13 protein-coding genes are annotated in these 14,219 nt (G+C 70.7%); 8 read left to right on the top strand and 5 right to left on the bottom strand.

Translation table 11 applies throughout. The annotated features are described in order from the left end of the window. Positions 1-71 precede the first annotated feature (71 nt). Positions 72-1,088 (bottom strand): aspartate-semialdehyde dehydrogenase, encoded by a 1,017-nt coding sequence (locus ACZ4UU_RS13795; RefSeq protein WP_468039567.1) that lies wholly within the window; start codon positions 1,086-1,088, stop codon positions 72-74. A 390-nt stretch (positions 1,089-1,478) separates the two neighbouring features. Between ACZ4UU_RS13795 and ACZ4UU_RS13790 the strand changes: the two genes are divergently transcribed. Both ACZ4UU_RS13790 and ACZ4UU_RS13785 read left to right on the top strand, forming a co-directional pair. After that, a complete protein-coding gene (locus ACZ4UU_RS13790) occupies positions 1,479-2,021 on the top strand; it encodes an RNA polymerase sigma factor (RefSeq protein ID WP_468039565.1) in 543 nt (180 codons plus the stop codon). Between the two features lies 1 nt (position 2,022). Next, entirely contained in the window at positions 2,023-2,766 is a 744-nt protein-coding gene (locus ACZ4UU_RS13785; protein WP_468039564.1) for a hypothetical protein, read from the top strand. A 79-nt stretch (positions 2,767-2,845) separates the two neighbouring features. Here the strand turns inward: ACZ4UU_RS13785 and ACZ4UU_RS13780 are convergent, their stop codons facing one another. After that, the gene (locus ACZ4UU_RS13780) at positions 2,846-6,157 is read right to left on the bottom strand and encodes a S8 family serine peptidase (protein ID WP_468039562.1); all 3,312 of its coding nucleotides are present in this window, start codon (positions 6,155-6,157) and stop codon (positions 2,846-2,848) included. Between the two features lie 225 nt (positions 6,158-6,382). On the opposite strand from ACZ4UU_RS13780, the gene ACZ4UU_RS13775 reads away from it, so the two are divergent. Together ACZ4UU_RS13775 and ACZ4UU_RS13770 are read left to right on the top strand one after the other, a co-directional pair. Continuing rightward, positions 6,383-6,844, top strand: coding sequence for an NUDIX hydrolase (locus ACZ4UU_RS13775; RefSeq protein WP_468039560.1), 462 nt, complete (start codon positions 6,383-6,385; stop codon positions 6,842-6,844). Between the two features lie 98 nt (positions 6,845-6,942). Further along, complete coding sequence (locus ACZ4UU_RS13770) at positions 6,943-7,488, top strand: hypothetical protein (RefSeq protein WP_468039558.1); 546 nt, start codon at positions 6,943-6,945, stop codon at positions 7,486-7,488. 45 nt (positions 7,489-7,533) lie between these two features. On the opposite strand, the gene ACZ4UU_RS13765 is transcribed toward ACZ4UU_RS13770, so the two are convergent. Beyond that, positions 7,534-7,752: a zinc-binding dehydrogenase gene (locus ACZ4UU_RS13765; RefSeq protein WP_468039556.1), complete on the bottom strand. Its 219-nt coding sequence runs from the start codon at positions 7,750-7,752 to the stop codon at positions 7,534-7,536. Positions 7,753-7,772: 20 nt separating this feature from the next. After that, positions 7,773-7,958, bottom strand: a complete 186-nt coding sequence (locus ACZ4UU_RS13760) for a zinc-binding dehydrogenase (RefSeq protein WP_468039554.1) — start codon at positions 7,956-7,958, stop codon at positions 7,773-7,775. A gap of 179 nt (positions 7,959-8,137) precedes the next feature. Between ACZ4UU_RS13760 and ACZ4UU_RS13755 the strand changes: the two genes are divergently transcribed. After that, a complete protein-coding gene (locus tag ACZ4UU_RS13755) occupies positions 8,138-9,352 on the top strand; it encodes a serine hydrolase domain-containing protein (RefSeq protein ID WP_468039553.1) in 1,215 nt (404 codons plus the stop codon). A gap of 134 nt (positions 9,353-9,486) precedes the next feature. Here the strand turns inward: ACZ4UU_RS13755 and ACZ4UU_RS13750 are convergent, their stop codons facing one another. Continuing rightward, positions 9,487-11,262 carry a helix-turn-helix domain-containing protein gene (locus tag ACZ4UU_RS13750; protein WP_468039551.1) on the bottom strand — a complete coding sequence of 592 codons (1,776 nt, stop codon included), beginning with the start codon at positions 11,260-11,262 and terminating at the stop codon, positions 9,487-9,489. Between the two features lie 175 nt (positions 11,263-11,437). Between ACZ4UU_RS13750 and ACZ4UU_RS13745 the strand changes: the two genes are divergently transcribed. From ACZ4UU_RS13745 to ACZ4UU_RS13735, 3 genes are all read left to right on the top strand, one after another. After that, entirely contained in the window at positions 11,438-12,397 is a 960-nt protein-coding gene (locus ACZ4UU_RS13745) for an ArsR/SmtB family transcription factor (RefSeq protein WP_468039549.1), read from the top strand. A 76-nt stretch (positions 12,398-12,473) separates the two neighbouring features. Beyond that, positions 12,474-12,872: an ATP-binding protein gene (locus tag ACZ4UU_RS13740; protein WP_468039548.1), complete on the top strand. Its 399-nt coding sequence runs from the start codon at positions 12,474-12,476 to the stop codon at positions 12,870-12,872. A gap of 53 nt (positions 12,873-12,925) precedes the next feature. Next, positions 12,926-14,089 carry an LLM class flavin-dependent oxidoreductase gene (locus ACZ4UU_RS13735; protein ID WP_468039546.1) on the top strand — a complete coding sequence of 388 codons (1,164 nt, stop codon included), beginning with the start codon at positions 12,926-12,928 and terminating at the stop codon, positions 14,087-14,089. Positions 14,090-14,219: the final 130 nt, after the last annotated feature.

Below are 14,219 nucleotides of genomic sequence, written 5' to 3'. Positions count from 1 at the left end.
GAGCCGGCCGTACGACGCCAAGGGGCGCCCACCGTCATCGGTGGGCGCCCCTTCGCCGTGGAGTACGGGCGTCAGCCCTTCAGCTCAGCCGCCACCAGCTCCGCGATCTGAACGGCGTTCAGCGCCGCGCCCTTGCGGAGGTTGTCGTTGGAGAGGAACAGGGCGAGGCCGTGCTCGACGGTCTCGTCCTGGCGGATGCGGCCGACGTAGGACGGGTCCTGGCCGGCCGCCTGGAGCGGGGTCGGGACATCGGTGAGGGCCACGCCGGGGGCGCCGGCCAGGAGCTCCTTGGCGCGCTCCACGCTGATCGGGCGGGCGAAGCGGGCGTTGACCTGGAGGGAGTGGCCGGAGAAGACCGGGACGCGCACGCAGGTGCCGGAGACCTTCAGCTCGGGGATCTCCAGGATCTTGCGGGACTCGTGGCGGAGCTTCTGCTCCTCGTCGGTCTCGTTCAGACCGTCGTCGACGATGGAGCCGGCCATCGGCAGGACGTTGTACGCGATCGGCGCGACGTACTTGTTCGGCTCGGGGAACTCCGCAGCGGAGCCGTCGTGGGTCAGCTTGGGCGCGTCGTCGCCGACCTTCTTGACCTGCTCGAACAGCTCGTCGACGCCGGCCAGACCGGAGCCGGAGACGGCCTGGTACGTGGCGACGACCAGTGCCTCCAGGCCGGCCTCCGCGTGCAGCGGCCGCAGCACCGGCATCGCGGCCATCGTCGTGCAGTTCGGGTTGGCGATGATGCCCTTGGGGCGGTCGGCGATGGCGTGCGGGTTCACCTCGGAGACGACCAGCGGGACCTCGGGGTCGCGGCGCCAGGCGGAGGAGTTGTCGATCACCACGGCGCCCTGGGAGGCGACCTTCGGGGCCAGGGCCTTGGAGGTCGAGCCGCCCGCCGAGAACAGGACGATGTCCAGGCCGGTGTAGTCGGCCGTCGTCGCGTCCTCCACGGTCACGCCGTCCAGGACCGTACCCGCCGAGCGGGCCGAGGCGAACAGACGCAGCTCGGTGACGGGGAAGTCCCGCTCCTTGAGGATCCTGCGCATGACCGTGCCGACCTGACCGGTGGCTCCGACGATTCCGACCCTCACGGCGACTCCTTCTACGTGATCTGCGTGGCTTGTCTGTGTCTGCTGCATGGCCGAGGCGTTTCCATCATGCGGTCAGCCTTGGTCCGCCTGTCCAATCGTTTGACCGGGATGACCGAACGGTGGAACGCGACCCACCCCGGTCCGAGCCGCGGTTCTGCGGCTCACACCCGGGCTGAGCTGGAGATATTCGCCCTGCGGCGGCCCCGCACCGCAAGCTCGCCTGCCCGCACGCGACCGGGCTACGCGGCGGTGTGACGTACGCCTCTGTGTCCGTCCGCATGCATGCCCCTTTGCAGCGGCGGGGGCTTCCCGGAAATTCCGCCGGCCTACGCCGAACGTTTTGGGCCCTCCCGGCGTCACAGTCACCACACGGCGAGGGGAGGGGTGGCTGTGCTGCGCAGAAGGGCCCGCCGCGACCAGGGGGGCGGTGCCGTCCAGGATGTCCTGGACGATCCGCTGGACGCGGCCCAGGAGCGTCGGGTGCGGGCGGTGCTCGCGCTCGGCGGAGTGCCGCAGGCGGACCTGCCGGACGGGGTACAGCAGGTCCGCCTGCGGCTGCTGGAGCGGGCCGCGAGCGGCCGTGAGGCGCCGCGGGACGTGTCGGCGTGGGCGGCGGTCGTCGCCTCCAACCTCGCCATGGACTGGCACCGGGCCAAGAAGCGCCAGGAGCGGCTCGGGGAGCGCCTCGCCTCCCTGCACGAGCCGGTCCACCCCTCCGGCGAGGACACCAGCCTGCTCTCCCTCGCCGTCGCCCAGGGCCTGGACGAACTGCCCGACGCCCAGCGTCAGGTCCTCGTCCTGCGCTTCTTCGCCGACCTGCCGGTGCGCGGCATCGCCGAGGAGCTCGGCATCCCGGAGGGCACGGTCAAGAGCCGGCTGCACACGGCGGTACGGGCCCTGCGCGCCCGCCTGCACGAGGACGAGGTGGTGTGACGTGACCGCCGAGAACGAAGGCCGTACCCGCGCTGACGCGCTGATGGCCGCGATCACCGACGAACCGCTCACGGACGTGGCGCGCGCGGACGCCGCCTTCATGGCGGAGCACCGCTCGGCCGTCGCCGACGTGGCGCTGCTGCGGGAGCAGCTGGAGATCATCGGGCACGCGCTCGCCGAGCCGATGCCACCACCGGCCCCCGAGCCGGACCCCGTCCCCGCCCCCGTTCGTGTACGCCGGCCCTCCCGCGCCCGGCGCCGCATGTTCGCCATGGCCTACGGCGGGCTCGCCGTGGCCGCCGCGGCGTCGGTGCTGGCGGGCATGGGCTGGCTGCTGACCCAGGCCGGAGGCGACGCCTCCGACGCGGGGGCCGGCGCGGCCGCCGACAAGCAGGCCTCCGAGTCCGGCGGCGGCACCGCCTTCGGCAGCCCTCACTACCTCGCCTGCTCCCGTCTGGTCGCCGAGGGGAAGGCCACCTCGGTGGAGCGGTTGCCCGGCGCGACGTCCCTGCGCGTCACCCTGCACATGAGCCGCTACTACAAGCCGGACAAGGGCGAGCAGGAGCTGACCTTCGTGGTCGACGAGAGCCTCGTCCCGGGCCTGCGCGTGGGCGACCCGGTCCTCCTCGGCATCCGGCAGGGCGCCCGCCAGCCCGATTTCTGGGCCGTCGGCGAGCAGAACATCGCTCCCGAACGGGCCTGGATCACCGCCTCGCTGGCCGAGGCGGGCAAGCTCACCTGCTGACCGAGCTGAACGACGAGGGTGAACGACAAAGGGGCGGGCGCCCGCACGGACGCCCGCCCCCACTGCCGTACTCGACGAGCTACGGCGTGACCTTCTCGATCTTCACGTTGCCGAGGCCCGCGACCGTGCCGCGCGCGTTCAGCAGCCGGACCTGGCCGAAGAACTCACGGCCCTCCGGCGCGGCCGACGCGGCGGTGACGCTGCCCGCGACCGTGGCCGAGTCACCCGTGCCCAGCTTCACCGGCGCCGACTCGTCGACCGTGACGCTGCCGAGCGTGGCGGAGTAGAACACGTCCAGGTAGTCGTACGCCGTCGAGCCGGCCGGTACCGAGTAGCCGACGACCTCGATGCTGTACTTTCCGGCCGCCGGGTTCGCGACCGAGACCGACTCCTCCGAGTCACCGTCGGCGGAGCTGCCGACCTCGGTGCCGGCCGCGTCGTAGACGACCAGGTCGAGGTCGGCGGCCGCGTCGGAGACGCTGCCGATGGTGACGTCGAGCGACGTGGCGCCCTCGGGCACCTCGACCGTGGTGGTCTGCGTGTCGCCCTCGGCGATGGTCGGACGCGCCGTCTTCGAGGAGCCGAGCGGGCCGCCCGCGAGCTTGCCGTCGATGGCGGCGTACTTGTTGGTCACCTTCCAGGAGGCTGCGGCCGGGGTGCCGACCTTGGCCTCGGGGATGGTCACGGTCTCCGGGTCGAAGGCCGCGCCGAGGACGGTGACGTTCAGCTTGTACGGGTTGTCGAGCAGCGGCGACGTACGGCGCGACTCGACCTCGATCTCCCAGACGCCGGGCTGCGGGTCGGCGTACGAGCGCAGGTCGGGGCGGCAGGGGGCGCTGGAGGGGTTGGAGTAGTTCGGGTAGCAGTTGATCGTCGAGGTCGAGTCGACCGGGACGCCGTAGGGGTGGATGGCGATGAACCGGGTCTGGCTTCCCTGCGCCAGCCCGCTCATCGCGACCTCCAGCGTCTTCGCGCCCTCGGGGACGGTCACGAAGTACGAACGGGTGCTGTTGCGCTGGACCTTGCCCGAGGCGGAGAAGGTGTGGTCGACCGGCGAGGAGACCACGACCGTCGACAGGACCTGCTTGTCGATGCCCTCGGTCCGCGGGTCGTCGACCTCCAGGATCGCGCTCTTGATGCCCGCGTGCTTCGCCTTGGCCGCGATCTTCACGGTCACCGGCTTGTTCAGCGGGAGCCCGACCTCGTCGGAGCCGACGATCCGGAAGGTGCGCGCCTTGTTGTTCTCCAGGTGCAGCTCGTGGCGGATCGTCCTGTCCGGGCCGGAGGTACGGGTGATGGTGACCTCGTACGTCTTCTTCTGGCCCGCCTTCAGACCGCCCTCACGGTCGTACAGACCCGTGCCGTATCCGGGGGTCTTCAGGAACTGGTCGATCGCGGTGTCGACCGGCGCCTTCACCGTGTACTCGTGCGCGGTGGCGCCGTCACGGATCGACTCCCAGGCGTCCGGGATGTTGATGAGGCCGACACCCTCCTCGTACGCCTGGACGCCCTTGATGTGGTCGGCGGTCGAGGTCAGCGCCGTGCGGAGCTTCGCCGGGGTGAGGTCGATGCCCTTCTGCTTTGCGGCGCTCAGCAGCAGCGCGGAGGCGCCCGCCGCCTGCGGGGACGCCATCGAGGTGCCCTGGAGCATGCCGTAGCCGGCCGGGAGCGAGTAGCCCGCCTCGGCGACCGGGGCCCCCGGCAGCCAGGTCTGGATGGTGTTGATCGCGGCACCCGGCGCGGAGAGCGTCGGGGTGAAGCCACCGTCCTCACGCGGACCGCGCGAGGAGAACGGCATCATCGCGTACTTCGTCTTCACGACGGAGCCGTAGTTGGCGGCCCAGGTCTCCTTGGAGACGGTCGCGCCGACCGAGATCACCTTGTCGGCCAGGCTCGGGTCGCCGATGGTGTTGGCACCGGGGCCGGAGTTGCCGGCCGAGATCACCAGCTGCACGCCGTAGGTGTCGATGAGCCGCGTGTACAGCTCGGCGCGCGCGTTGTTGCCGTCGTTCAGCGCCGGGAGACCGCCGATCGACATGTTGACGATGTCGACGCCACGGTTGACGACGAGGTCGATCATGCCCTCGGTCAGCGCGACGTTGGTGCAGCCGCCGGTCCAGGTGCAGGCGCGGGAGGCGACGAGCTTCGCGCCGGGCGCCGCGCCGTTCATCTTCCCGCCGAACAGGCCGTTCGCGGCGGTGATGCCGGCGACGTGCGTGCCGTGCTCGGACTCGATGACGCCGATGTTGACGAAGTCGCGCTTCTGGCCGGCCCAGTCCCCGCCGAACGGGTCCATCGGGACGTCCTTGCGGATCTCCACGACGAACGGCTGCCGCTCGGCGACGTCGGTGGCCGGGTCGTCGGTGCCGAAGTACCCGATCTGGTAGCCGTCCTTGTACGGCTTCATCGGGGTGTCGTCACCGAAGTCGAAGTTGTTGTTCAGGTCGACCCGGACGGTGCCGTTCGCGGCGTCGTACAGGACGCCCCAGGAGTCGGTCTTGTCGCCGTCGCGGTTGGCGTCGCCCGCCGCGTCGCCTCCCGTGGTGTACGACTCCAGGAACGTGCTCACCTGGTAGGAACCGGCGGGCGCGGCCCAGGTCTTGCCGCCGTAGGTGAAGGTGGGCCCGGAGACCGAGGTCACCATCGGGCGCCAGGTGCGGTCGTTGTCGACTATCGGGTCGGTCGCGGTGACCCAGTCGACGATCTTGCGCTCGCCGGTGGTGGTCTTCTGCAGCGCCGGGTGCGCGAGGTCGATGCCGGAGTCGAGGATGCCGATGGTGATGCCGCGGCCGTCCGCCTTCGGGTGGTCCTCGACGAAGTCGACGGCGCCCGTCTCGAAGGACGGGTTGTACGGGTTCTCGGCCGGGGTCTTCTTGCCGGGGGCCGGATACGCGCCCGCGGTGCCCGTCGCCTTCGCCGCGCTCTTCGAGCCCTTGGTGTCGACGACCGGGTCGTCCAGGGGTATCTCCTCGCGCAGGTCGATGCCGTGCACCGAGGAGAGCTTGGTGGCGGCGGCGATGGCCGAGTCGGCCTTGCCGGTGGGGACGGTGGCCCGGACGTAGCCGAGCTTGTCGTAGGAGCGGCCCACAGAGCCGACCGCGTCCAGCTGCTCGGCGACCTTCTCGGTCTGGCCGGGCGCCGTCGCGATCATCATCGTGACGTTCTTCTCGCCGTCGGCCTTCGCCTCGGCGAGCAGATCGGCGTCGTCCGAACCGAGCTTGTCGTGCGCGGACTTGACGCTCGGGTCCGTCGCCGCGGGGGCGGGGTCCGCGGCTATGGCCATGGGTATCGGCCCGGCCGCGGAGAGCGCCGCGACGAGACCGACTGCCACGGCTGTGCGGGCCGCGCGTCTCGGACCCGGCTTCGGTTCGCGCTGGGGGTTGAGGGTCATCGGCATCCCTTGTTGGTAAAGGAGCATGGGCCGTCCGGTATGTGATCCCGGACGACCGCACAGCCTTACGCAAGGGAAGGATGTTTGGGAAGAGTTGACCGAATCGAAATGGAGGGATGGGGGAAACCCCCTATGCAATTGGGGCGTGCGGAGCGAAAGGGTCAAGTCGCCCGCAAGCCGGAAAATCGCCTGCACCGATCACCTTCGGCCGTCTAACGTCCCTACGTGCGAAAGAAGTTGAGGGTGGCGGCCTACGCCATTTGCGTACGTGACGGACAACTCCTCCTCGCGCGCTCCCCGGCGCCCGGCGGCGGCTTCGAGTGGGTGCTGCCGGGCGGCGGCATGGAGCACGGCGAGGATCCTTACGACACGGTCGTGCGGGAGGTGGAGGAGGAGACCGGCTACCTGGTCGAACCGACCGGCCTCCTCGGCGTCGACTCCTCCCACCGCACGTTCCCGACCGGCCGCTTCGGCCGCCCCGTCGACCACCACGGCGTACGGCTCGTCTACGAGGCCCGGATCACGGGCGGCGACCTGCGCTACGAGGCCAACGGCTCGACCGACATGGCCGCCTGGCATCCCCTGGACGAGGTGACGGCCCTGACCCGCGTCTCCATGGTCGACAAGGGGCTGTCGCTGTGGCGGGAGCGGCCGGCGGCGGGGCGGATCGGAGCCGCCGGGAGTTAGGCCGCCGTCACCTCTCGCCGACGGCAACTGCGGGCCCCTGGCCTTCGTGGTGACTGTGGGCAGCAGGCCGTTCGCCAACCAGCCGTACCATCCGCTTCATGGGCACAGTGATCTTGACCGTCGCTCTGGCGTTCGTCGGCTACCTGGCCACCTATCTGAACGGGCTGCGCCTCGCCCAACGGCAGGCGCACCTCGCCCGAGTGAATCAGCAGCTGAGCGACTTCTATGGCCCGCTGTTCGCCCTCATGGAGGCCAACAGCCGTGCCTATGACGCCTTCTGTGAAAGGTACGTACGCCCCGACGGAATCCATCCCTTCGACCACGACATACCTCCCAACGAGGACGAGCTCGCCGAGTGGCGGACATGGGCCACGACCGTCTTCCTGCCCAACATCCAGATGATGCGTGACGTGGTCGTGACCAAAGCGGACCTGCTGATGGAGGAGGAGATGCCCCCTGTGCTGCTCGAACTATGTGCTCACGTCTCCGGCTACGAGATCACCGCGGCACGCTGGGCGCACGACGACTTCCACGAGTACAAATCCGTCATCCCGTTCCCAGGACAAGAGCTGAGGAAGTATGCGACAACGCGCTTCGCACAGCTCAAGAAGGAGCAGGCAATCCTACTGGGCCGACGACGCTGAGCCCCGAACCGGGAGGGACAGTCGCCTGGAACGGTCTCGTTCGGATCATGTTCGGCCGCCACCCCCGCCCCACAGGGCCACGAGGATCTTCCCTGTGTGCGCGTTGGACTCCATCAGACGGTGCGCGTCGGCGACGCGGTCCAGCCCCTCGAAGGTTTCGGCGATCACGGGCGCCAGTGTCCCGTCGGCCAGTCCCGAGCCGATGTATGCGGCGGCGCGCCGCCGGAGGTGGGAACGCTCCACGAGAGCGCCGTTGTTGTACATGTGCACCGTCTGGGGCCAGTTCAGACCAACTGCGCCGGACGCGGGTCGAGCCAGCCGTACAGCACCGCCGTGCCGCCGGGGGCGAGGGCGTCGCCGAGTGCGGCGAAGCCGGGACCGCCGATGGCGTCGAACACGATCTCGGCACCCTTGCCCCGGGTGATCCGACGGACCTCGGCGACCAGGTCCTCGGAGTCCGTCGCGATCACATGGGCCGCGCCGAGCTCCCGAAGCCGCTGCCGCTTCCGCGCGGGGCGTCTTGCTCGCGCGGGTTGTCTTGATCCGGCTCAACCGGCACACCCCGCCTCAACCTCCGTCCCCCACCCCAGGGTCTCCCTCCGCGACCACGCTCGACGGGGGCGTGAGCGGGACCAAGGGGGATCAGGACATGACCGTACGGACGACACGCACGGCCCTGGTGGCGGCGACGGCAGTGGCCCTGTCGGTGGGCATCGCGGCCCCCGCGCTGGCGGCGGCGCCCGCCCAGGCGGGCGGCCACGACGCGACCCGCAGGGCCATGGAGGCCGCGGTCGATGCCGGCGTGCCCGGCGTGACCGCGACGGGGAAGGACGGGCACGGCACCTGGTCCGCGACGGCGGGCGTCGGCAACCTCAAGACCGGGAAGCCGCGTTCGGCGGACGACCGCTACCGGGTCGGCAGCATCACCAAGACCTTCGTCGCCACGGTGCTGCTCCAGTTGGCGGCGGAGGGCCGGCTGTCGCTGGACGACTCGGTGGAGAAGTGGCTGCCGGGGCTGGTCCGGGGCAACGGCCACGACGGCAGCCGGATCACCCTCCGCCGGCTTCTCAACCACACCAGCGGCATCTTCAACTACACGGCGGACGAGGGCTTCGGCCGCACGTACTTCCTGAAGGACGGCTTCTTCGAACACCGCTACGACACCAGGAAGCCCGAGGAACTCGTCGCGCTCGCCATGACCCACAAGCCGGACTTCGAGCCGGGCACGTCCTGGAATTGCTCCAACACCAATTTCGTGCTGGCCGGAATGGTGATCGAGAAGGTCACGGGCCGCCCGTACGGTGAGGTGGTCCGCCGCCGCATCATCGATCCCCTGCACCTGACCGCGACCTCCGTCCCGGGCACCCGCGTGACGGTCCCGGGGCCCAGCAGCCGTGCCTACTCCAAGCTGGCCCTGACAACCACCGGACCCACGTACGACGTCACGAAGCTCAATGCGTCCATCGCCCACGCGTCCGGCGAGATGATCTCCAACTCCACCGACCTCAACCGCTTCTACACGGCCCTCCTGCGCGGCAGGCTCCTCCCGCGCGAACAACTGGCCGAGATGACCACCACGGTCCCCGTCGACGAGGTCAACAGCTACGGCCTCGGCCTGATGAAGACCGAGCTGACCTGCGGCGTCACCGTCTGGGGTCATGGCGGCGGCATCCACGGCTCGATATCCGAGGCGATCACGACCAAGGACGGCCGCAAGTCCCTGGCCTTCAACCTCAACGGGGACTGGTCGGGGGACACGGGGGCGGTGATCGAAGCCGAGTTCTGCGGGAAGGAGCCGGGGCGCGCCGGTGACCCGAGCGGGCCACGGGACGACGCGATGGCCGCGGTGAGGAGTTTCGGGTAGGCCCGGAGCACCTGGCACGTCCCCGTCCGCCCCCGCGACCTTGGAGGAGTCGGCGGGGTGCACGACTGGCGAGCCCACAGGCCCACCGCTCCGGGTGCCCGGTACTCCGCTGAGGAGGGCCGGGCACCCGTCGTTCACGCCCGGTACTCCACGAGCACCGGCGTCTCCCCGTACTCCACCCGCTCACCCGGCTGCACCCGCTCGGTGCCGCCGTCCATCCGACGCAACAAAGAGGCCCCCTCGCCCAACCGGCCACCGGTACGGCCGCGTTGGGTCCACCGGATCGCCAGCCAGGGGCCCGCCGCGTCGGGCTCACGAACCTGGCCGCGCTGGAAGACGCACTCGTAGACGCCGTCCGGCAGGCCCACGCCCCGCCCCTTGCCGCAGGAGCTGATCCGTGTGCCCGCGAGCCAGCCGTGCAGGCGCCCGATGCGGCGGCCCGCCTCCGTGGGCCGGCCGCCCACGAGCTGGACGACCAGCGGAATGTTCCTGCTGCCCCAGGAGTAGAAGTACATCCGGTCGACGTTCGACTTGTGGATGTAGAGGCCGACCAGATAGAAGCGCACGGCGTAGTCGTTGGCGCGCCGGTCGGACAGCTTGGCCCCGTCGTCGATCTCGGCGCCCGGACCGGTGTTCCACACGCGCTGGTTCTTGCTGTTCCTGCGGAAGACGTTCTCGGCCTTCGCCGCGAGCTCGATCATTTCCTCGGGTGGGCCGTCGGCCCGCCGCGGATGCAGTTTGAGCGCCGCCGCATCGCAGAACTCGTAGGCGCCGGTACGGACGAACTCGGCGAGCAGCGCCCTGCCTTCGGGCTCCCACAGCTTCCCGAAGGAGGGACAGGCCACCTTCGCCTCCGGGTCGGCCCGCCTGATGATGCGCGCGGCCCTGCGCACCATCTCGGCCAGCGTGGACATGCTCCCGTCGTAGTGGGAGGTGGCCCCCACGCTGTCCCAGAGTTCGTACGCCCCGATCCGGGAGCGGTAGCGGGTGGCGACCTCTTCGACGAAGTGGTCCCAGTCGGCCAGGTCGTCGGGGGGCGCGGCGCGCGAGTCGTCCAGGTACGGCGTCTTCGGGCCGCCGGGAGCGGCCCAGCCGGGAGTGCCGCCGAAGACGAACAGGATGGGCAGTCCCCGGCGTTCGGCGCCCCGCACCGAACGCTCCAGGACCTCCCAGTCGAACTCTCCCCGCTCGGGCTCGACCTGGGACCAGCGGGTCTCGCTCTCCCAGAAGCGGACACCACTGACGTCGAAGCCGGGCATGAGGCCGGTGTCGGTGTTCATCGTGATACCGAAGAACTCGCGGTCGAGCGGCTTGGGCGCCAGGGCCCAGTACGGGCCCTCCACCTGCTGGTGCTCCGAGCCGCCGCTCACCTTGCCGCCCGTCCGGCCGTTCGTCCCGCCGCCCGGGTCCTGGCCGGGCAGCCCGTCGAGGGTGACAGCACTGGCGGTTGCGCAGGCGGCGAGAAGGAGAGCCACCAGAAGGGTGCGCAGACGTCGCCGCCGGATGAACCGGATGACTGACCGCGGGTGTTCGGGTGCCGGGCCCGGAACCGATCCGGCGGCATCCGTTCCCGCGCTCTCCGCCTCGGTCCGCTCCTCCGCCTCGGTCCGCTCCTCCGCCTCCGTCTGCTCCTCCGCCTCCGTCTGCTCCTCGGCTTCCCCCTTCGCCGATGCCTCCGCTTCCGCCCGCGCCCAGGCGGAGTACAGGCGGTCCAGATCCTCCTGATCAGCCCCGCACACCCGGGCGATCCGCTCAACGGCGCCGAAGCTCGCGGGGACGGTCAGGCCTTGGCAGTAGCGGTGCACCGACGACCGGCTGAGACCTGTACGGCTCGCGAGCGCGGTGTAGCTGCGTCCGCTGCGCTCCTTCAACTCCTGAAGAAGATCAGCCAGTTGGTGACTCGCCCCCATCGGCACGCCTCCTTCGTCCCACGGTCGCTGAACATTGCAGTCAGGGCTGATCCAGGCGTCCCACCGTCCCACCGGGACGCAATCTGCTTGCCAGGGACATGTCCCCATCGAGATGGTCGTCCACGCCACCGTTCGGGGGATCGGTGGCTGCTTGAGACCATCGGGGGAAAGCACCGTGCTACGTGTCCATTTCACCGCCGCCGACCTCGTCCGCACCCGTGTCTCGGACGGAGCCGATCCGCTCTGGGAGACCGTCCTGAGCCTGCACCGCCTGCGGGACAGGACGCCCGACCCGGCCCTGGCCGCCTGGCTCCGTTCCTGCCGTTGCGTCAGTCGGGAGCCGCTCGCGACACTCCTGGCACTCGTACCGAGGCGTGGGTACTTCCCGGACTTCCTCACACCTCCGGAGGGAGCGGCCGGAGTGGAGCTCGGTTTGGAGGCGCTGATGTCCACACCGCGTACCCGGCTGCGTGCCGAGCTCACCGTCCTGGGCGGCCGCAGCCCGCTGCCCTCCTGGGCCGGTGCCCTGGCGGACGGCGAACCGGCGGCGCTGCGCCGACTGGCCGGCTCCGTACGGACGTACTACGACGGGACGCTCGGCCCGCACTGGCCCCACATCAGCAGTCGCGCGCACTCCGACCGAGCCCTGCGCCTGCACGCGCTGTGGCACGGCGGCGCGGAGGCGATGCTGCGGACCTACGGCCCTTCGATGCGGTGGCGGGCGCCGGTGCTCGAGGTCGTGTATCCGGTCGACCGCGACCTGCACCTGGACGGGCGAGGGCTGCTCCTGGTGCCGTCCTGCTTCGCCCGCAGCCCGGTCGCCCTGGCGGACACCGCGCTGCCGCCGACGCTCGTCTACCCGGCCGGGCCACGGACGACCGACGACGCTCCGCGCATGCACAAGGGCCTGGCTCCGCTGCTCGGCCACACCCGGGCCGCGGTGCTCCAGGCGCTCGGCGGCGACCCCACCACGACCGAACTGGCGCGCCGGGCCGGAGTATCGCTCTCCTCGGCGAGCGAACACGCCGCCGTCCTGCGCGGCGCGGGCCTGGTCTCCAGTGTCCGGCAGAGCAACGCCGTGCGGCATGCGTTGACGCCGCTGGGGTCGGCGCTGTTGAGGGCGGAGAGGTCCTAGCAGGAGTGCGTCGGCTGAGAGACGTGCCTGACGGTCGCCACCGTGGTTGGGCAGCCCCACCAGGAAGGACCCCCACATGCCTGCCCTCCTCACCAAAGACTGGTCCCTCGGCTACCCCATGACCCTCCGCGGTGTCCGCCTCGCCCGCCTCCACACCCGCCGTCGGCTGACGATGTGGAACTGGACCGGCGACATCGACGACGCGGTACTCGTCACCTCGGAACTCGTCGCCAACGCCGCGCGGCACGGCAAGCTCCCCGGTCACGAACTCTGGCTGCGGCTCGCCGTGTTGGAGGACGGCGGCCTCACCATCGAGGTGCCGGACCCCGTGCGGGCGTTCCCGAAGGTCTGCACGGGCACCGATGGCCAGGAACACGGCCGCGGACTCCTCGTCGTCGCTCAACTCGCCGCCGAGCTGGACTGGTTCCTGCGTGCGGAAGTCGGCAAAACGGTTCGTGCCCGTTTCTCGGGCTGAACCCGTACATTCGGAATACAGCACTCCGAATGTGAAAGGCCGCCCCCCCAGCGATGAAACTCGACATCTTCAGCGAGATCCAGAACCCCCGCCCCTGGCCCGGCGACGACGACCACCAACACCGCCGCATCCAGCAGGCGATCGAGCAGGCGGTGCTCGCCGACGAACTGGGCTACGGCTGCTGGTGGCAGGTCGAGCACCATGGCGCGGAGGAGTTCAGCCTCTCCTCCGCGCCCGAACTGCTCCTCGCCGCGCTCTCCCAGCGGACCTCGCGCATACGCCTCGGCCACGCCGCCGTCCTCGCGCCGCGCGAGATCAACCACCCCATCCGGATCGCCGAACGTGCCGCGATGCTGGACCAGTTGAGCGGCGGACGGGCCGAGATCGGGCTCACCCGGTCGACCCCGCCCGAGTGGCGGCTGTTCGGGGCCGACCCCGCGACGGTGCGGGAGCGGACGCGGGACGCCTTCGAGGCCGTACCGAAGATGTGGACCGGGGACACGTCGGTGAGCGGCGGCGTGCCCGTCGTGCCGGCGCCGTACCAGCGACCGCATCCGCCGCTGTGGCAGGCGGCGTCGAGCCCGGCGTCGTTCGAGGAGGCGGGGCGGCGCGGGGTCGGGGTGCTGGGGACGACCCTGTGGGAGCCGCTGGACCGGGTGGCGCGGCTCGTCGAGCTCTACCGGGCCGCTGCCGCCGACTGCCGGGAGCCGGTCGGTACCGTCGTCAACGACCAGGTCGCCTTCTTCACCTTCGTGCACTGCGCCGAGACCGACGAGGAGGCGATGCGGGGCGGTGCGGCGGCCGCCGCGGCCTGGTACACGGCCACCGCGCTCACCTTCTTCGAGGCCGCCGAGGCCTTCATGGAGACCATGGAGAGGGAGCGGGCGCTGATCGCCGACCCGAACGGCGGCGGTCTCGCAGGGGAGTTCCTGCGCCGGGAGGCGGCAGCGGCAGGCGGGCCGAGCCCGGCCCAGATGGTGATCGGGCGCATCCTGCAGGGCGAGCAGGTCCCCGACGACGAGGTCTACAACGCCCTCGCCGAACAGGACTCGCTCATCGTCGGCAGCCCCGAGACCGTCCGCAAGAAGCTGCGCGCCTACGCCGACCTGGGCATCGACCGGCTGATGTGCTTCCAGCAGGTCGGGGCGCTGCCCCACGAGAGCGTGATGGGCAGTATCCGTCGGGTGGGGGAACTGATCCCGGAGTTCGACGACTGAGCCATGCCGCGTGGACGCGGCCAGTGCCCACGGCGCCACAGATGGTCGATGGAGCTACCCACACTCATCGATCGCCTCGCGAAGACGCCGTACGGCTTCCTCCACCGCCCCATCCGCAAGGTTCCCGTAC

The sequence above is a fragment of the Streptomyces sp. NPDC028907 genome (assembly GCF_055564995.1).
This window is presented reverse-complemented; position numbering and strand designations above follow the sequence as displayed.